The sequence below is a fragment of the Legionella bozemanae genome, assembly GCF_900450575.1.
Classification (GTDB): Bacteria; Pseudomonadota; Gammaproteobacteria; order Legionellales; family Legionellaceae; genus Legionella; species Legionella bozemanae.
Genome location: NZ_UGGY01000001.1, coordinates 315,161 through 332,771 on the forward strand (window position 1 = coordinate 315,161; position 17,611 = coordinate 332,771).

The following is a 17,611-nucleotide window of genomic DNA, read 5'->3' on the forward strand; positions in this document are numbered from 1 at the left end:
AAAATTATGCCAAACATTAAATTGCCTGATGGAAGTATAAAACATTTTGAAGCGCCTTTAACTGTTTATGATGTCGCCCATAGTATAAGTCCAGGATTGGCTAAAGCTGCATTGGCAGGTCGTGTCAATGATCGTTTAGTAGATACTTCTTTCCTTATCGAAAATGATTGTGCATTAGTTATCCTTACTGAAAAACAAGAAGAAAGCCTTGATGTCATTCGTCATTCCACCGCGCATTTACTCGCGCAAGCAGTTAAGAGTCTTTTTCCAACAGCTCAAGTGACCATAGGCCCTGTAATTGAAGATGGCTTTTATTATGATTTTGCATTCCAAAGACCATTTACTCCCGAAGATCTCGAAGCAATTGAAGCAAAAATGGTGGAATTGGCCAAGGCAAATTATCCTGTAACGCGCAGAGAATTGCCACGTGATGAGGCAATCAAGTATTTCAAAAGTATCGGTGAAGAATACAAAGCGAAGATTATTGCTGATATTCCTGAAGATGAAGTATTGTCTTTATATAAGCAAGGAGATTTTGAAGACCTTTGTCGTGGTCCTCATGTTCCCTCTACTGGATTTTTGAAGGCATTTAAGCTGACTAAATTAGCTGGGGCATACTGGCGCGGCGATTCCAATAACGAAATGTTGCAACGCATCTATGGTACTGCCTGGGCAGATAAAAAATCTTTAGCTGATTATTTATTTCGTCTTGAAGAAGCCGAAAAACGTGATCATCGCAAATTGGGCAAGAGTTTAGAGTTGTTCCACTTCCAGGATATTGCCCCTGGAATGGTGTTTTGGCATCCCAAAGGCTGGACTATTTATCAAGAACTCGAACGTTATATGCGTAACCGGCTGGCTGACTTTGGCTATCAAGAAATTAGGACTCCGCAATTAGTTGATCGGGTACTTTGGGAAAAATCCGGTCATTGGGCTAATTTCAGAGATGAGATGTTTGTCACCGAGACAGAAAATCGTCACTATGCAGTGAAGCCAATGAACTGCCCGTGTCATGTGCAAGTATTCAATCAAGGTTTAAAAAGTTATAGAGATTTACCATTAAGATTTTCCGAATTTGGTAATTGCCATCGTTGTGAACCTTCAGGCGCATTACATGGCTTGATGCGTGTTCGTAATATGGTTCAAGACGATGCTCATATCTTCTGTACTGAAGATCAAATTCAATCCGAAGTGGCGATGATGCTTGAGCTAGTCCAGTCTGTATATACCGATTTTGGTTTTGACGAGATTAAATATCGTTTGGCATTACGTCCTGAAAAGCGAGTTGGAAGTGATGACGTTTGGGATAAAGCAGAGGCTGCTTTAAAACAAGCAATGAAAGATAGAAATATAGAATGGGTTGATGCTCCAGGCGAAGGAGCTTTTTATGGACCTAAAATTGAATGCTCCTTAGCAGATTGTTTAGGCAGAATTTGGCAATGTGGAACCATACAAGTTGATTTTTCGATGCCAGGCCGTTTGGAAGCTTCATATGTCACAGAAGACGGTAGCAAACAAACTCCAGTCATGTTACACCGTGCAATTCTAGGTTCTTTTGAACGTTTTATGGGAATTTTAATAGAACACTACGCAGGAAAATTACCTTTATGGTTATCTCCAGTGCAAGCAATCGTCCTGACAATTAGTGAAAAGCAGAACGAGTATGCAAGTAAAGTAACCCAAATTTTACAAAAAAGAGGTGTTCGTGCCAACTATGACTTGAGAAATGAGAAAATTGGCTTTAAAATTCGCGAACATACTTTACAAAAAGTACCTTATCTTTTAGTGATAGGTGATAAAGAAGTTGAAGCAAACCAGGTTGCTGTGCGCTCACGTGAAGGAGCAGACTTGGGTGTGATGACAATAGATACAATTTGTGATACCTTAGCGCAAGAAATTGCTCGGAAAGGGTCTTATTAATTAACAAGCAGGGGGGATTAAACCATTAGTGCACCAACTAAGCGTGAAAATGATCGCGCACGAATTAATGAACAGATCAATGTACCTGAGGTACGCTTAATTGATGTCGATGGTAATCAGGCAGGAATCGTCCCAACACGTGAAGCCCTGCGTGCAGCGGAAGAAGGTGGATTGGATTTGGTGGAAATATCTCCAACAGCAAAGCCTCCCGTATGCCGTATTATGGATTATGGTAAGTTTCTCTTTGAGCTGAGTAAAAAACAAGCTGAAGCGAAGAAAAAGCAGAAGCAAATTCAGGTCAAAGAATTAAAATTCCGTCCTACGACGGAAGATGGAGATTATCAGGTCAAGCTACGCAACCTGATCCGTTTCCTAAATCATGGTGATAAAGTCAAAATTACGCTACGTTTTCGTGGACGTGAAATGGCTCACCAAGAACTCGGTATGAAGATTCTTGAGCGTTTACAGCAGGATACTGCTGAATTTGCTGTTGTAGAACAGCAAGCGAAACGCGAAGGAAGACAATTACTGATGGTGTTATCACCCAAAAAAACTAAGTAGCTGAAATAAATGCGGAGTATATTGTTATGCCGAAGTTAAAGTCACATCGCGGAGCATCTAAACGCTTCCGTAAGACAGCAAGTGGCGCGATTAAACGTCGCGGTGCTTATAGAAATCATATCCTCACCAAAAAGTCTACTAAAGCAAAACGACATTTGCGTGTAGAGGCAGGTACTTTGAAGCCATGCGATGCACGTTTGGCAGAACGTATGTTGCACGGTAGTTAAGGGGGGAATGAAGAATGCCAAGAGTTAAACGTGGTGTGACAGCGAAAGCACGTCACAAGAAAGTTTTAGACCAAGCAAAAGGTTATTACGGTGCCCGTAGCCGAACCTACCGCATGGCAAAACAAGCAGTAATTAAAGCAGGTCAATATGCTTATCGTGATCGACGCCAGAAAAAACGTCAGTTTCGTGCGTTGTGGATTACGCGTATTAATGCACAAGCTCGTGAGTGCGGATTATCATACAGCCGTTTAATTGATGGGTTGAAAAAAGCATCAATTGAACTGGATAGAAAAGTATTGGCTGATCTGGCTGTTCATGACAAAGTAGCTTTTGCTGCGATTGCTGAACAAGCTAAAGCTGCATTAGCAAAATAATCTTTATTAAAGGCCACTTGGATGTAGCATAGCGGGACCTGGGATCGGGTTCACCACGCTTCATCCTTGGTTGAGAGCACTAGATAAAGATGAAATTTATTTTAAGGAGGCTGCGGCCTCCTTTTTACTTGTGGGTATAATTATGCAGGATATCATCACCATACAAGAGCAGGCTTCTGAAGCAATTAAGAATGCACAAGATGTATGTGGATTGGAAGCAATCCGCGTTGATTTTTTAGGCAAGAAAGGCAAGCTAACAGAAATTTTAAAAAGCCTTGCGCATCTCTCAGCTGAAGAAAAACCGAAAGTAGGTCAACTAGTAAATCAGGCAAAACGTGAAATCAGTACCTTGATTGAAACGAAAATGCTTGAACTTAAAGAAAAACAATTATTGGAAAAGCTCTCTGCTGAACGTATCGATGTCACCCTTCCAGGACGTAGGAAAGAAAGCGGTTCATTGCATCCTGTGACCCAAGTGAAGCACCGAATTAATGAATTTTTTAGCCGCATGGGCTTTGATATTGTCGATGGACCGGAAGTAGAAACTGAATTTTATAATTTTGAGGCATTGAATATCCCCGGACATCATCCTGCACGGGCAATGCATGACACTTTTTATTTTGGTGACGGCCGATTATTGCGAACCCATACTTCACCAGTACAAATTCGTACTATGGAGCAACGCAAACCTCCTTTCCGCTTAATTGCGCCTGGACGTGTCTATCGTTGTGATTCGGATTTGACTCACACACCTATGTTTCACCAAGTTGAAGGTTTGTTGATTGATAAGCAGGCTACTTTAGCAAGCTTAAAAGGATTACTAGAAGATCTTTTTGCCGATTTTTTCGGTCGTAAATTGGCGTTGCGCTTTAGACCATCTTATTTCCCTTTTACAGAACCTTCCGCAGAGGTAGATATTGAATGCACTCAATGCAGCGGTAAAGGATGTCGTTCCTGTAAGTTTACTGGATGGCTTGAAGTTTTAGGTTGCGGCATGGTGCATCCTAACGTGCTTAAAGCAGTGAATATTTCTCCTGATGAGTATCAAGGTTGGGCGTTTGGTATGGGTATGGATAGACTGGCAATGTTGTATTATGGAATCGATGACTTACGTATGATGTTTGAAAATGATCTTACTTTTTTAAGTCAATTTTAAGAAATGTCGCTGGTTGAGATACTGAATTGTTTTCAGTATTGAAGTTCCGTAGATGTGCGCTGTCTATAGAAACTTAATAAACAGTTTAATAAGGTGGTAAGGACTATAAATGAAATTAAGTAAATTATGGTTGCGTGAATGGGTAAATTTCTCATTAACTGAACAAGAATTAGCAAGTCAACTGACTATGGCTGGCCTCGAAGTAGATGCAGTGAGCCCGGTAGCAGGGGAGTTTACTCATGTAATCGTTGCTGAAGTTCTTAGCACTAAACCTCATCCTAATGCGGATAAATTAACCTTATGCGAAGTGAACGCAAACACCGATAAGCCGCTGCAAATTGTTTGTGGTGCTTCTAATGTAAGGCCAGGGTTAAAGGTAGCCTTAGCAATGATTGGAGCGCGTTTGCCAGGTGGTTTTAATATTAAAGAATCTAAGTTACGCGGCGAGCTATCCCAAGGAATGCTTTGTTCTGTTAGTGAATTAGGAATGGCCGAGCAATCTGAAGGCATTATGGAATTAGAAAGTGATGCACCAGTGGGAATGGATTTACGGGAGTATTTGACTCTTGATGACCATATTTTTGATATTGATTTAACGCCCAATCGAGCTGATTGTTTTAGTGTTTTAGGCGTTGCCCGTGAAGTAGCTGTTTTAAACAAATTACCCTTAGCGGAAAAAAGCATTTCCGAGGTGACTCCCAGTATTGATGATGTATTGACTATTGAGTTGAAAAATACTGAGGCTTGCCCACGTTATTGCGGTCGAGTGATTCGTAATATAAATCCTAAGGCAAATACACCTTTATGGATGAGTGAGCGTTTGCGTCGAAGTGGTATCCGCACATTACATCCTGTTGTGGATGTTATGAATTATGTAATGCTCGAATTGGGACAACCTATGCATGCCTTTGATTTAGCAACAATCAAAGGTGAAATTAAAGTGCGTTTTAGCAATAACCAAGAGCAGTTGGAGTTGCTTGATGGCCAAGAATTAACTTTAAATGAAAAAGTATTAGTGATTGCTGACAAAGAAAAACCCTTGGCGATGGCTGGTATTATGGGGGGAGAAGCGAGCTCTGTACAAGCGCATACACAAGACGTATTTTTGGAAAGTGCTTATTTTAATCCAATTGTCATTGCCGGTGTTGCCAGAAAGTTTGGTTTATTCAGTGATTCATCCCAACGTTTTGAGCGGGGAGTCGATCCGTGCTTGCAGATAAAAGCATTGGAACGAGCTACCGCGTTAATTTTAGAAATTGCAGGTGGAAAACCTGGACCTGTTATTGAAGCCCAAGACAAAAAAAACTTACCAGAAACAGTAAGTTTTTCTTTTGATACAGATAAAGTTAAAAAATTAACCGGACTTAATATTTCCCTGCAAGAAATGAAAAGTTTATTGGAAGGACTTGGTATTGTTATTGGAAAAGAACGACATAATTTTCTTGATGTTACTATTCCTTCTCATCGTTTTGATATCCAGCAAGATGTTGATTTAGTGGAAGAAATCATCCGTCTCTATGGTTATGATAATTTACATGCTCAACCTACGTATACATTGGTGCAGGCAGGGAAAGCGTGCGGGAATGAAGAAATAGCGACAACGCTTGCACGTTGGTTCAGCAATAGAGGCTACCACGAAACCATTAGCTACAGTTTTGTTGATCCCGAATTACAACATGAGCTTTATCCTCATAAAGAGTTTATGCAATTGTTAAACCCTATTTCTTCAGAATTATCACAAATGCGTACCGGGATGTGGCCAGGATTGATCGCTTCAATGATTTATAATGTGCATCGTCAGCAAAATGCAATTAAATTCTTTGAAATTGGTGTGGTATTTGATGTGAATAAGGGACAACTTATTGAACGTCCATGTGTTGCTGGTTTATTGATGGGAGAACAAGGAAGTGCTAATTGGAGTGAGCCTACCCGAGTTTTTGATTTTTTTGATCTGAAAGGCGATCTGCAATCTTTATTTACTTCACTCAAATTAAAGCAGGTTGAATTTACCACTGCGGTACATGATGCGCTACATCCTGGACAATCCGCCCAAATAAAGATTAATGGAGTGGCTGCTGGGTGGGCAGGTATGCTCCATCCACGTTTGGTAGACGCATTGGATTTACAAGAAGATGTGTTGTTATTCGAAATTAATTTAGCCGCATTAATTGGACATGAAGCACCGCATTATAAAACAATTTCAAAGTACCCGCAAATACGTCGCGATTTATCCTTCTTAGTTGATGCGGACATCAGTGTGATGCAAATTGAATCCGCTGTTCGATCGACTATAAAAGAGAATTGGTTAAAGTCTTTTGATGTATTTGATGTGTATACCGGAGAAGGAGTTCCTCAAGGCAAGAAAAGCCTCGCAGTTGCCATGATTTTGCAAGATGAAAGTCGGACTTTGGTGGACGCAGAGATTAATTCTCTAATTAGTGCTATAATCAATACGTTAGAAAATAAATTTTCAATCATATTGAGGGAATAATCGTGAATGCACTGAGCAAAGCAATAATGGCAGAAACCTTGTGTGATGAATTAAAATTGTCTAAACCCGCATCAAAAGAAATGGTCGAGAATTTTTTTGAAGAATTGCGGCATGCTCTTGAGCATGGACATCATGTAAAATTATCAGGTTTTGGCAATTTTACATTAAGGGACAAGCCACAAAGGCCGGGTAGGAATCCAAAGACAGGAGAAGAAATTCCTGTAGTTGCCAGGAGAGTTGTAACGTTTAAACCTGGTTTAAAGTTAAAAACAAAAATTGAAGCTATTGAATCTATAGGAAAGTAAACATTGGCCTATTACAATAAACATGTTCTTATATGCACCAATCAAAAGGCTGCAGGCAAGCAATGCTGCGCCAATTCTGGCGGTGAAATGTATTTTGATTATATGAAGTCGCGACTCCTGGAGCTGGAAATGCATGGCCCAGGTAAGGTTCGTGTGAGTAAATCAGGTTGTCTTGGACGTTGCAGTTCTGGTCCATGTATCGTGATTTATCCAGAAGGGGTATGGTACTCCTATTCATCATTTGCTGATATTGATGAAATCATAGAAAGACATTTAGTTTCTGGCAGAGTTGTTGAACAGTTACTTATTGATCAAGAGTGATCAATAAGGCGAAGTCATAAGTCGGGTTCTGCTTCACGGCGCCCAGGTCAAAATAGAGCAAAAATTATTATGATTTTTGTTTGAAATTTGTTATATTTACGCGGATTTAATTAATTGTTTATAAATTTTTATCCTTTTTACTTGTAGGATGTTTCTGTTTTGGTTAAAATCGCCCGTCCATGATAGAAGATTACCAATTTAGGCGGTTCGGAGTTCATTTAATGAAGACATTTAGTGCCAAAAGCCACGAAGTCAAACGTGACTGGTTAGTAGTTGATGCCAGCGATAAAGTTTTGGGTCGCTTAGCAACTGAAATTGCTCGTCGTTTACGTGGCAAGCATAAAGCTGAGTATACCCCCCATGTTGATACTGGCGACTACATCATTGTTACAAATGCAGAAAAAGTTATTGTGACCGGTCGTAAGTTTACCAACAAGATGTACTATCGTCACACCGGATATCCTGGTGGAATAAAATCAGATAGTTTTGAAAAGTTACAGGCTAGAAATCCTGTTAGAATTATCGAACTTGCTGTTAAAGGCATGTTACCAAAGAATCCTTTAGGTAGAGAGATGTATCGTAAGCTAAAAGTATATGTTGGCAACGAACATCCACATACTGCACAGCAACCCAAGCAACTTGATATTGAGGAATAAGTATTATGGCTGAAATGAAGCAATACTACGGCACTGGCCGTAGAAAAAGTTCAACAGCTCGTGTGTTTTTACGTCCAGGTAAAGGCGAGATCAAGGTAAATGGCCGTACTTTACAGGAATATTTTTGCCGTGAAACTTCTTGTATGGTTGTCATGCAGCCATTGGAAACCGTTGACCTTGTTAATAAATTTGATGTTTATGTTACAGTTTCTGGTGGTGGAGTTTCTGGCCAGGCAGGTGCTGTACGTTTGGGTATCGCAAGAGCATTAGTTGCTTATGATGAAAAAGGATTGGCAGAAGATGCTGAACCCAATCCAAATTCTGTTCGAAGAAGACTTCGTGCACGTGGCTTGTTAACTCGTGATTCACGTCGTGTTGAAAGAAAGAAAGTGGGCTTGCACAAAGCACGTCGTGCAACTCAATACTCAAAACGTTAATCGTTTATTGGTTAAAAACCCCGCATCGGCGGGGTTTTTTTGTTTATACAACCACATAAGCAGACGATATGGTGAATCAAATTACTGATCCTGAGCAGGATAAAAACGATCTGGTAGATGAAGATCGTCGCCGGTTTTTGTTAACTACAACTTGTGTATTAGGAGGGATAGGGGCTCTATGTGCCTTAACCCCCTTTGTTGTTTCTTGGTTACCAAGTGCCAAAGCGCAAGCCGAAGGTGCACCAGTACAAGTTGATTTAAGCAAACTGGAGCCAGGTAATATGGCGGTTGTTGAGTGGCGTGGCAAACCTGTATGGATAATTAGGCGAACTGAAGAAATGTTGCAACGCTTAACGGCGTACTCTTCAAGATTGCGCGATCCGAACTCGTTGACTCGACAGCAACCTTCTTATGCAAAAAATCAACATCGTTCTATTAACCCAGAATATTTAGTACTTATAGGGATTTGCACTCACTTGGGTTGCTCGCCAAAATACAAACCACATCTTGGCGATTTAGGGCCTGATTGGCCCGGCGGGTTTTTCTGTCCTTGCCATGGCTCTACTTTTGATCTTTCTGGCAGGGTTTTTAAAGATGTCCCTGCGCCGATTAATATGGAAGTGCCTCCATATTATTTTATCGATAAGCAAACGATTGTGATTGGCGAGGATAAAGCGTAGGTTTCATGTAGTCTGTAGCCTGGGGTTCTTGCTTCGCCACACCCGGGCTATAATTTTTCAAATGCAATGGGTAATAGAAAAAGGCTCGATTAAATGAATAGACTCTTCAAATGGCTCGATGAGCGTTTTCCTTTGATGAGCACCTGGAAAAATTATTTCGGTGCCTATTATCTTCCAAAAAATTTAAATTTTCTTTACTTTTTTGGTTCATTAGCTCTTGTGGTTTTGGTTAATCAATTCATTACCGGTTTGTGGCTGACCATGTTTTATACCCCAAGCGCTGAACAGGCTTTTTCATCCATAGAATACATAATGCGCGATGTCAATTTTGGTTGGTTACTTCGGTATATGCATTCAACAGGCGCCTCCGCCTTTTTTATTGTTATTTATTTACATATGTTTCGTGGTCTACTTTATGGCTCATACCAAAAGCCACGAGAGCTCGTTTGGCTTTTAGGAATGTTTCTCTACATCGTACTATTAGCTGGCGCTTTTTTTGGCTATTTATTGCCTTGGGGGCAAATGTCCTACTGGGGAGCGGAAGTTATCACTTCATTGTTGAGTGCTATTCCTTATATTGGTGACCATCTTGTTGTTTGGTTAAGAGGCGACTACACCGTGGGCAATGCCACCTTGCAACGTTTTTTTGCGTTGCATGTTATTGCCATTCCATTCTTACTCTTTTTTCTGGTTTTCTTGCATGTCGTTGCCTTGCATAAGGTAGGATCGAATAATCCGGATGGAATTGAAATCAAAAATATGCTGGATGACAAAGGAAAGCCTTTGGATGGAATTCCTTTTCATCCTTACTACATAGTTAAAGACTTAGTCATGGTGGTTGCTTTTCTCATCTTGTTTTTTGCAGTTGTGTTTTTTGCTCCTGAAATGGGGGGGTACTTTTTAGAGCATAATAATTTCGCTCCCGCGAACCCTTTAATTACCCCAGATCATATTGCTCCAATGTGGTATATGGCTCCTTTTTACGCCATATTGCGCGCAATACCCGATAAATTATTGGGGGTAATGTGCATAGGATTTGCTTTATTAGTTCTTTTCTTTTTACCTTGGCTTGATCGTAGCCCTGTTCGCTCAATGCGCTATAAAGGAAATTATTCACGAGTTATGCTATTTCTAGGGGTGGCCGCTTTTGTGCTATTAGGTTATTTGGGAACAATTCCCGTAACCCCTGTGCGTTTGTATTTGGCTCGTACCTGTACTATATTATATTTTGCCTATTTTTTGTCGATGCCTTTTTATACTCGTTTTGAAAAAACGCACCCATTACCCTCTCGCTTAGGAGGGCAATAATGCGTATGAAAGGAGTAGCTTTTTATTTGCCTGTATGGTTTTTTAGCTTACTTCTACATTCCGTTGCATTGGCGCATTCGACACAAGTTGATGTACAAGCTAAGGCCAGCTTGCAAAGAGGCGCTAGATTATTTATGAATTATTGTTCTGGTTGCCACTCTTTGAACTATTTGCGTTATAATCACATGGCTAAAGGATTAGGCATAACAGGATTTGATGGTCGAATAAATGAAGATTTATTAAAAAATAATCTGATTTTTACGCAAGCAACAGTCAATGATCCAATTCGCATTGCTTTGTCGCCCGAAGATGCAAAACAGTGGTTTGGGATAGTACCTCCGGATCTATCTTTAGTTGCTCGAGAAAAAGGAACAAAATGGCTTTATAGTTATTTAAATGGCTTTTATCGAGATGATTCTCGGCCTTTTGGTACAAATAACCGTCTTGTCCCTGATGTTGCTATGCCTAATATTTTAGAAACGTTGAATCATGAATTATCTGAAGATGATTTTAATAATGATTTACACGATTTGGTTGCTTTTCTTGCATATGTTGGCGAGCCAGTACAGTTAATACGATATCAAATAGGCTTCTATGTTGTTAGCTTTTTATTTGTTTTATTTCTTGTTGCTCTCGGTTTAAAAAGAGTTTATTGGCGAAAAAACGGCATAAAGTAACCCAAAAAGGTAAAAATGTGGTAAAGTGCAGGTTTTGTGTGTTTGTACTTACTTTTGTTATAGGTTGAATTAAATAGGAGTTGCTCATGGCAATTGTTGCGAAGCGCACTATAATGTCTTTATTTTCCGATACAGATGATGTTTATAGCCATCAGGTTCGGATTGTTTTGGCTGAAAAAGGGGTAAATGTAGAAATTCTTGCTGCGAAGCAGGCAGAGCCCAGCGCTGATCTTTTATCAGTTAATCCATATGGGACAGTTCCTACTTTAATTGATAGAGAACTTGTACTTTATGAACCACGTATTATTATGGAATATTTAGATGAGCGATTTCCTCATCCACCATTATTGCCTGTCTACCCTGTTGCTCGTGCGGAAACACGAAAAATGATGCACAGGATTGAACATGATTGGTATTATTTAATGAATCGCATTTTAAGGGATGATAATACAGAACAGGCCAGGACAAATTTATTCGAAAGTTTAACTGCGCTTGATCCTGTATTTGCAGATAAATCTTATTTTTTAAGTGATGAGTTTTCTTTGTTGGATTGTGCATTAGCACCTTTGTTGTGGCGTTTGCCTCGATTGGGAATTGAAATTGCACCGGAGTTTAAAGGAATAATTGCTTACATGCAGCGCTTGTTCAAACGTGAATCGTTTCAAGCAAGTTTGACTGATGCTGAGCGACAACTAAGAGCGGCATAAATAATGACAATGACATCGAACAAACCTTATTTAATTCGTGCTGCCTATGATTGGATAGTAGATAACGAATTAACTCCTTATATCCTGGTTAATGCAGCATATCCGGGTGTGCAGGTGCCGAGAGAACATGTAAACCATGATCGCATCGTGTTAAATATTTCTCCGGCAGCAACTCGCGGTCTTTTATTGGAAAATGATCGAATTATCTTTACTGCGCGTTTTTCAGGAAAAACAGAACAGATTTTTGTTCCGCCAGGATCAGTATTAGAAATCTATGCTAAAGAAAATGGCAGAGGCATTGCTTTTGCTATCGAAGATGAAGAAGAGCCACCTCCAGCATCTTCTGGCTCATCAGGTGCTGAATCTGATGGTTCAACTGCTTCTAAAAGTAAGCCTTCGTTAAAATTAGTCAAGTAAATGGAAGTAGCCTGGTGAAGGCGAAGTCAAAACCCGGGAATTCTGAAGCTCGGGTTTGATTCACTCCTAGACTACATATAAGAGACGTGTTCGAAATATAGCGTCATCCACTAAGTTCTAGACAAGGCGCAAGTAAAGTGAGGTGAAGGAGTGTACAAAAATACATGACTGAACCGAATGAGCTGGCAACGATGTATAGAACTTAGTAGTTGCGCTATAGTAAATTTGGAGCACAAGGTGATCATACCAACACATGCACTTTATCGTTGTGAGCAAATTAGAGCTTGTGAGCAACAGGCTACTTCTTTATATCAATTAGATGAAAATGCACTGATGTCTCGTGCGGGAGCGGAGGCATTTTTTCTTATAACAAAACTATATCCCCATGTTCGACATGTTGCTGTGTATTGTGGCGCTGGAAATAATGCTGGTGATGGGTATGTGGTGGCACGTTTAGCGCATGAACATGGATTATTAGTGACCATTTACCAATGTAAGGCAGTGGCCGACCTTCCTATTGCAGCGCAACATGCAGCTTTAATGGCTATAAATGCAGGAGTTGAGTGCCAGGCTGCAGATGAACCATTAGACAGCGAAACAGAATTGGTTATTGATGCCTTATTAGGGATTGGTCTGAAAGGACCTGTTCGTGGTGCTACTGTATCGGCGATTAATCAGATTAATACCAGTGGTCTACCTGTCGTAGCTTTGGATATTCCATCAGGCCTTAACGCAGATACCGGGAAGGTAGAAAATTTTTGTGTTAAAGCCAATACCACTTTAACGTTTATCGCCCAGAAATCGGGGATGTATACCGCGGATGGCCCTGATTATTGTGGGGACATACACTGTTGTTCTTTACAACTTGACTCCTGTGTGACTCAACTGGCTCCTGCTGCATGTCTTTTAAGTTCAGATACTTTAGCTTTGCCGCTTGCCGGACGCAAAAAAAATTCACATAAGGGAAATTATGGCCATGTTTTAGTAATTGGTGGAGGACCAGGAATGCCTGGGGCTATTAGCCTCGCGGCCAAAGCTGCAATGCGAACAGGCGCAGGTTCAGTAACTGTTGCAACTTGGCCTGAACACGCAAAGAGCGCCTTATCATTAATCCCTGAGGCTATGGTAAGTGCTGTGGAAACCGCTAGAGATTTAATACCGCTTTTAGATCGGGCTACAGTGTGTATTATTGGCCCCGGCCTGGGAGAAAGTGAATGGGCTATTAATTTATTTTTAATGGCAATTACATCACAATTACCTATGGTTATTGATGCCTCAGCGTTAAGATTATTAGCCCAAAATTCACAGATGGATGATAATTGGGTATTAACCCCACATCCTGGTGAGGCGGCTTGTTTGCTTTCTTGTTCTACTGATTTGATTCAGAAAGACAGATATCAGGCGGCAGCTAACATCCAGAAGCAATACGGTGGAGTTGTTGTATTGAAGGGGGCTGGAACCATAATTCAAACAGCGGAGAAAAGTGCATTTGTTTGCCCTCGGGGCAACCCTGCTATGGCTAGTGCGGGTATGGGCGATGTATTAAGCGGTATTATCGGGGGGCTTTGTGCTCAAGGATTTTCTTTATCCGAAGCAGCACAATGTGGTGTATGGGCGCATGCAGTTGCCGGAGATCTGTTAGCAAAAAAAATGGGAGGAGCTGGTTTATTAGCCAGTGATTTGTTTGATGTTTTACCGCATGTTTTGAATTACCCTGAATGATGATAAATAGCGAATCGAATACGGTTATAACACTGAATTTGCCTGATGAAACGGCGAGTGAAAATTTTGCTGCTCATCTGGCTTCTTGTCTTTGTCCTTCCCTGATCATGACTTTTAGTGGTGATTTGGGTGCAGGTAAAACAACTATTATTCGCGCCATGTTGAAACATCTAGGTATTCAATCGGCAATCAAAAGCCCTACCTTTTCATTGGTAGAAAGTTATACATGCAATCATTTAACCATACACCATTTTGATCTCTATCGAATACACCATGAGGAAGAGTTGGAATATATGGGATTCAGGGATTATTTTACCCAGGAGAGTATCTGTTGTATTGAATGGGCAGAACATGCTGGAAGAGCATTGCCCCATATAGATATTCGTTTTAAGTTAGGTATTAAAGGGGCTGGACGTGAAATGCAAATTATGGCATTAAGTGCAGCGGGTAAAAGAATTTTAGCTCGCCTGGCAGGTGAAAGATGATATTTCGCTCATGGTGTTTTGTTGTGATGTGTTTTTGCTCTATTACAACATTTAGTGCTCAACTACAGTCTGTTGTTTTAAAACAGCAGGGGAACCAAACGTCACTTTTTCTCACAATTAATGGACCATTCACCCATAAATTATTTTTTTTGGATCATCCTGCGCGTGTTGTGTTGGACCTAAAGGAAACACAACTCGCTGTGAATTTAAATCAATCGGGATTAATCAATGGATTAGTAAAACAAGTTCGCAGTGGGCATTCGGACCCTAGAACCTTAAGATTAGTTTTTGAAGTGGCCCAAAAAGTACAACTAAGATCATCTCCGTGGAAACCTAGTGGTGCTTTTGGTGGTGTACGTGTTGATTTAGTACATAGTGGTCGTCTAGGTGCACCAATTGCAGCAAGTACTCCTAAAACTGCATCTATAGTGCCGAAAACATATACTACACCGAAAATGCAACAGGCTAAATTACCTGCAAAAATTGCACCCAAGCAAGCAGCATACCCGATTTTAGCAAATCAGAACCCGATTAAAGTAAGCAGTAGACCTTCTAAATTGCGTGATGTTATCGTTGTTTTGGATGCAGGGCATGGAGGCAAGGACCCTGGGGCTCGGGGCCCACGTAATTCCCGAGAAAAGGATGTCGTTTTGGCAATTACTTTAAAACTAAAACAATTAATCGACAAACAGCCTGGGATGCGTGCAGTATTGACTCGCTCGGGAGATTATTACGTGGGTCTACGACAACGCCTGGATATTGCCAGAAAATATAATGGTGATATTTTTGTTGCCATTCATGCAGATGCGTTTAATAACCCTCATTCAAATGGTGCTTCAGTATTTGCTTTATCACAAAGAGGAGCAACAAGTGAAGCAGCGCGTTGGCTTGCAGAAAAGGAAAACTATTCTGAATTAGGCGGAGTAAATTTAGGTGATTTGGATGATCAGAACGGAGTTGTTCGCTCTGTACTCATTGATTTATCACAAACAGCTACAATTAATTCAGGTTTACAAATGGGAGGGCGTGTTTTAAGTCAGCTCGGTAATTTTACTAATTTACATAATAACAAAGTGGAGCAAGCCGGATTTGTAGTCTTGAAGTCTGCTGATATTCCTTCAATTTTAGTAGAAACAGGATTTATTTCAAATCCTATAGAGGAGCGAAATCTAACGAACCCTGCTTATCAAGCTCGTTTGAGCCAAGCAATTTTTCAAGGAATTAAAGGATACTTCTGGGACAATCCCCCGCACGGGTCGCGCATTGAAGCAATGACGACGAATAATGTCCATTGGGTTCGCGCAGGAGAAACCTTACCTGCTATCGCTGCACGATATCATGTTTCGGTTGCAGCGCTACAATCCATGAATCATTTGCGCGGCATTACTCGGCTTAAGCCAGGGCAAAAATTGGTGATTCCTCAGGCATGGGCATAAGAATTCAGCAATTACCACCGCTTATAGCAAATCAAATTGCTGCGGGAGAAGTGATAGAACGGCCTGCATCGGTAGTGAAAGAACTCCTGGAAAATTCTTTTGATGCAGGTGCGGATGCAATTATTATAGAAATAGGTTATGGCGGTCTAAATCAAATCAAAATCAGTGATAATGGAATTGGTATCGTAGCAGAAGATTTGCCCTTGGCGATTGCTGCGCATGCGACCAGCAAAATCAGCACACTTAACGACTTATATGCAATTGATAGTATGGGCTTTCGTGGCGAAGCATTAGCCAGTATCGCTTCTGTAGCAAAAGTCACAATTAGCTCCAAACCGGAACAACAAGAAACAGCAGTGATGCTGCGAGTACAAGGTACAGAAAGAGCGATTTCCCCTTGTGCCCGCACCGTAGGAACGACAGTAGATGTTGTTGATTTATTTTTTAATGCACCGGTACGAAAACGATTTTTAAAAAGCGAAAAACTAGAATTTCAAGCAATCGAAACCGTAGTGAAACGTTTTGCTTTAAGTGCTCCTGAGATCGCATTAACATTAAAACATAATGGAAAACAGGTTTTGTCTCTTCCTGCTGCAAAAAATGAACAAACTCGTTTGACACGCATGACCCGAATATTGGGTAGTGCTTTTGTTAAAGAATCGATTTATCTTGATGTAGAGCATGGTGCAATGAAACTCTATGGATGGATAAGTAGCCCCAATTTTCAGCGCAGCCAGAATGATCGATTATGGGTTTACATTAATCAGCGTATGGTAAAAGATAGGCTAATCCACCAGGCGTTAAAGCAGGCTTATGATGGCTTATTATATCCTGGTCGTTTTCCCGCCTGTGTGTTGTATTTGACGATTAACCATGCAGAAGTCGATGTGAACGTACATCCTACCAAGCATGAAGTGCGCTTTCAGCAGCCTCGCTTGGTTTTTGATTTTTTTACCTCACAATTAACTGTCGCATTGAAAACAAAAAATGAGTCCAATGAAGAGATTTCATATACATTATTCGAACAATCGCGTCCTAAGCAAGCCCAAGCGATTTATGAACCCTATCCTAAATTGGCTGTATCAAGCAAAAGTGTTTATAATTTAGAAACCGAATTACCCTGGATCATTTTAAATAGCCGATACATTTTGGTATTTATCCATCAACAACCGTATGTTGTTGATGTGGTGGCCTTGCATCAATATAGATTGCAGGAGCAAATACCGCAATTGGTTTTGCCTTTGGCAAGTAGGCCTTTATTGGTAGCGATGCGTTATTCCTTTCCCAAAAAATTACAAGGTAGCTCTCTGGAGCTGGAGCAGTACCTCAAACAATTAGGAGTGAATCTTGAATGGTTAGGAGATAATGAAGTAATCATTCGAAGCATCCCGCTTTGTATGCCTCATTTAGATTTGCGGTTATTCTTGGATGCTGTTGCGGCTTGTGATGTAGTGAATCAGAATACCTTTCTTGAATTAATGAACCGATCACAAATATTGGATCCCAGGCTTTTAAGTCTTGAGGAAAAAATGGAATTAAATAAGTTATTCCTTAGACTATATAATGAGGAAAATAAAAAATCGGGGCTATTTAAAGTGTTAACAAGCGACGATTGTAAAAATTTATTGCTTGTCTGAACATTACATTTTGATTTTTATTGTAGCCTGGGTGCAGCGCAGTGAAACTCGAGTTTGTTGGAATATTGACTCCTCGGGTTTCACTGCGCTGCAC

The 17,611-nt window shown here is 40.5% G+C and carries 19 protein-coding genes; all 19 read left to right on the top strand.

The genetic code is table 11. The features are described from left to right. Positions 1-6: 6 nt before the first annotated feature. The gene (gene thrS / locus DY223_RS01460) at positions 7-1,920 is read left to right on the top strand and encodes a threonine--tRNA ligase (RefSeq protein WP_058457979.1); all 1,914 of its coding nucleotides are present in this window, start codon (positions 7-9) and stop codon (positions 1,918-1,920) included. 24 nt (positions 1,921-1,944) lie between these two features. Beyond that, complete coding sequence (infC, locus tag DY223_RS01465; protein WP_058457980.1) at positions 1,945-2,481, top strand: translation initiation factor IF-3; 537 nt, start codon at positions 1,945-1,947, stop codon at positions 2,479-2,481. Positions 2,482-2,507: 26 nt separating this feature from the next. After that, complete coding sequence (gene rpmI, locus DY223_RS01470) at positions 2,508-2,708, top strand: 50S ribosomal protein L35 (protein WP_019234612.1); 201 nt, start codon at positions 2,508-2,510, stop codon at positions 2,706-2,708. Positions 2,709-2,722: 14 nt separating this feature from the next. Beyond that, positions 2,723-3,082: a 50S ribosomal protein L20 gene (gene rplT, locus DY223_RS01475; RefSeq protein ID WP_019234611.1), complete on the top strand. Its 360-nt coding sequence runs from the start codon at positions 2,723-2,725 to the stop codon at positions 3,080-3,082. Between the two features lie 142 nt (positions 3,083-3,224). Continuing rightward, a complete protein-coding gene (pheS, locus tag DY223_RS01480; protein WP_058457981.1) occupies positions 3,225-4,238 on the top strand; it encodes a phenylalanine--tRNA ligase subunit alpha in 1,014 nt (337 codons plus the stop codon). Between the two features lie 109 nt (positions 4,239-4,347). Then, positions 4,348-6,729: a phenylalanine--tRNA ligase subunit beta gene (gene pheT / locus DY223_RS01485; RefSeq protein WP_058457982.1), complete on the top strand. Its 2,382-nt coding sequence runs from the start codon at positions 4,348-4,350 to the stop codon at positions 6,727-6,729. A 2-nt stretch (positions 6,730-6,731) separates the two neighbouring features. Next, entirely contained in the window at positions 6,732-7,034 is a 303-nt protein-coding gene (locus tag DY223_RS01490; RefSeq protein WP_058457983.1) for an integration host factor subunit alpha, read from the top strand. Positions 7,035-7,037: 3 nt separating this feature from the next. Next, positions 7,038-7,355: a (2Fe-2S) ferredoxin domain-containing protein gene (locus DY223_RS01495; RefSeq protein WP_058457984.1), complete on the top strand. Its 318-nt coding sequence runs from the start codon at positions 7,038-7,040 to the stop codon at positions 7,353-7,355. Between the two features lie 221 nt (positions 7,356-7,576). Continuing rightward, positions 7,577-8,011, top strand: a complete 435-nt coding sequence (gene rplM / locus DY223_RS01500; protein WP_019234606.1) for a 50S ribosomal protein L13 — start codon at positions 7,577-7,579, stop codon at positions 8,009-8,011. Between the two features lie 5 nt (positions 8,012-8,016). Continuing rightward, a complete protein-coding gene (gene rpsI, locus DY223_RS01505) occupies positions 8,017-8,448 on the top strand; it encodes a 30S ribosomal protein S9 (protein WP_058457985.1) in 432 nt (143 codons plus the stop codon). 68 nt (positions 8,449-8,516) lie between these two features. Beyond that, entirely contained in the window at positions 8,517-9,128 is a 612-nt protein-coding gene (petA, locus tag DY223_RS01510; RefSeq protein WP_058457986.1) for a ubiquinol-cytochrome c reductase iron-sulfur subunit, read from the top strand. Positions 9,129-9,221: 93 nt separating this feature from the next. Then, positions 9,222-10,436, top strand: coding sequence for a cytochrome b (locus DY223_RS01515; protein ID WP_058457987.1), 1,215 nt, complete (start codon positions 9,222-9,224; stop codon positions 10,434-10,436). Further along, positions 10,436-11,113: a cytochrome c1 gene (locus tag DY223_RS01520; RefSeq protein ID WP_058457988.1), complete on the top strand. Its 678-nt coding sequence runs from the start codon at positions 10,436-10,438 to the stop codon at positions 11,111-11,113. The genes DY223_RS01515 and DY223_RS01520 overlap by 1 nt, the downstream gene beginning before the upstream one ends. Before the next feature lie 86 nt (positions 11,114-11,199). Then, positions 11,200-11,820 carry a stringent starvation protein SspA gene (gene sspA / locus DY223_RS01525; protein WP_058457989.1) on the top strand — a complete coding sequence of 207 codons (621 nt, stop codon included), beginning with the start codon at positions 11,200-11,202 and terminating at the stop codon, positions 11,818-11,820. 3 nt (positions 11,821-11,823) lie between these two features. Continuing rightward, positions 11,824-12,237, top strand: a complete 414-nt coding sequence (locus DY223_RS01530) for a ClpXP protease specificity-enhancing factor (RefSeq protein ID WP_058457990.1) — start codon at positions 11,824-11,826, stop codon at positions 12,235-12,237. A gap of 243 nt (positions 12,238-12,480) precedes the next feature. Beyond that, positions 12,481-13,959 carry a bifunctional ADP-dependent NAD(P)H-hydrate dehydratase/NAD(P)H-hydrate epimerase gene (locus DY223_RS01535; RefSeq protein ID WP_058458095.1) on the top strand — a complete coding sequence of 493 codons (1,479 nt, stop codon included), beginning with the start codon at positions 12,481-12,483 and terminating at the stop codon, positions 13,957-13,959. Next, positions 13,959-14,444, top strand: coding sequence for a tRNA (adenosine(37)-N6)-threonylcarbamoyltransferase complex ATPase subunit type 1 TsaE (gene tsaE / locus DY223_RS01540; RefSeq protein ID WP_374930656.1), 486 nt, complete (start codon positions 13,959-13,961; stop codon positions 14,442-14,444). Before DY223_RS01535 ends, tsaE begins: the two co-directional genes overlap by 1 nt. After that, positions 14,441-15,880: an N-acetylmuramoyl-L-alanine amidase family protein gene (locus DY223_RS01545; RefSeq protein WP_058457992.1), complete on the top strand. Its 1,440-nt coding sequence runs from the start codon at positions 14,441-14,443 to the stop codon at positions 15,878-15,880. Before tsaE ends, DY223_RS01545 begins: the two co-directional genes overlap by 4 nt. Continuing rightward, on the top strand, positions 15,871-17,517 hold the full coding sequence (mutL, locus tag DY223_RS01550; RefSeq protein WP_058457993.1) for a DNA mismatch repair endonuclease MutL: 1,647 nt from the start codon (positions 15,871-15,873) through the stop codon (positions 17,515-17,517). Before DY223_RS01545 ends, mutL begins: the two co-directional genes overlap by 10 nt. Positions 17,518-17,611: the final 94 nt, after the last annotated feature.

Bases quoted from the DNA above. Each gene is read 5' to 3' on its own strand.
- pheT (WP_058457982.1), top strand. From the start codon at position 4,348: ATGAAATTAAGTAAATTATGGTTGCGTGAATGGGTAAATTTCTCATTA.
- mutL (WP_058457993.1), top strand. From the start codon at position 15,871: ATGGGCATAAGAATTCAGCAATTACCACCGCTTATAGCAAATCAAATT.
- tsaE (WP_374930656.1), top strand. From the start codon at position 13,959: ATGATAAATAGCGAATCGAATACGGTTATAACACTGAATTTGCCTGAT.
- rpsI (WP_058457985.1), top strand. From the start codon at position 8,017: ATGGCTGAAATGAAGCAATACTACGGCACTGGCCGTAGAAAAAGTTCA.
- DY223_RS01545 (WP_058457992.1), top strand. From the start codon at position 14,441: ATGATATTTCGCTCATGGTGTTTTGTTGTGATGTGTTTTTGCTCTATT.
- DY223_RS01515 (WP_058457987.1), top strand. From the start codon at position 9,222: ATGAATAGACTCTTCAAATGGCTCGATGAGCGTTTTCCTTTGATGAGC.
- DY223_RS01530 (WP_058457990.1), top strand. From the start codon at position 11,824: ATGACAATGACATCGAACAAACCTTATTTAATTCGTGCTGCCTATGAT.
- pheS (WP_058457981.1), top strand. From the start codon at position 3,225: ATGCAGGATATCATCACCATACAAGAGCAGGCTTCTGAAGCAATTAAG.
- rplM (WP_019234606.1), top strand. From the start codon at position 7,577: ATGAAGACATTTAGTGCCAAAAGCCACGAAGTCAAACGTGACTGGTTA.
- rpmI (WP_019234612.1), top strand. From the start codon at position 2,508: ATGCCGAAGTTAAAGTCACATCGCGGAGCATCTAAACGCTTCCGTAAG.
- rplT (WP_019234611.1), top strand. From the start codon at position 2,723: ATGCCAAGAGTTAAACGTGGTGTGACAGCGAAAGCACGTCACAAGAAA.
- sspA (WP_058457989.1), top strand. From the start codon at position 11,200: ATGGCAATTGTTGCGAAGCGCACTATAATGTCTTTATTTTCCGATACA.
- thrS (WP_058457979.1), top strand. From the start codon at position 7: ATGCCAAACATTAAATTGCCTGATGGAAGTATAAAACATTTTGAAGCG.
- petA (WP_058457986.1), top strand. From the start codon at position 8,517: ATGGTGAATCAAATTACTGATCCTGAGCAGGATAAAAACGATCTGGTA.
- DY223_RS01520 (WP_058457988.1), top strand. From the start codon at position 10,436: ATGCGTATGAAAGGAGTAGCTTTTTATTTGCCTGTATGGTTTTTTAGC.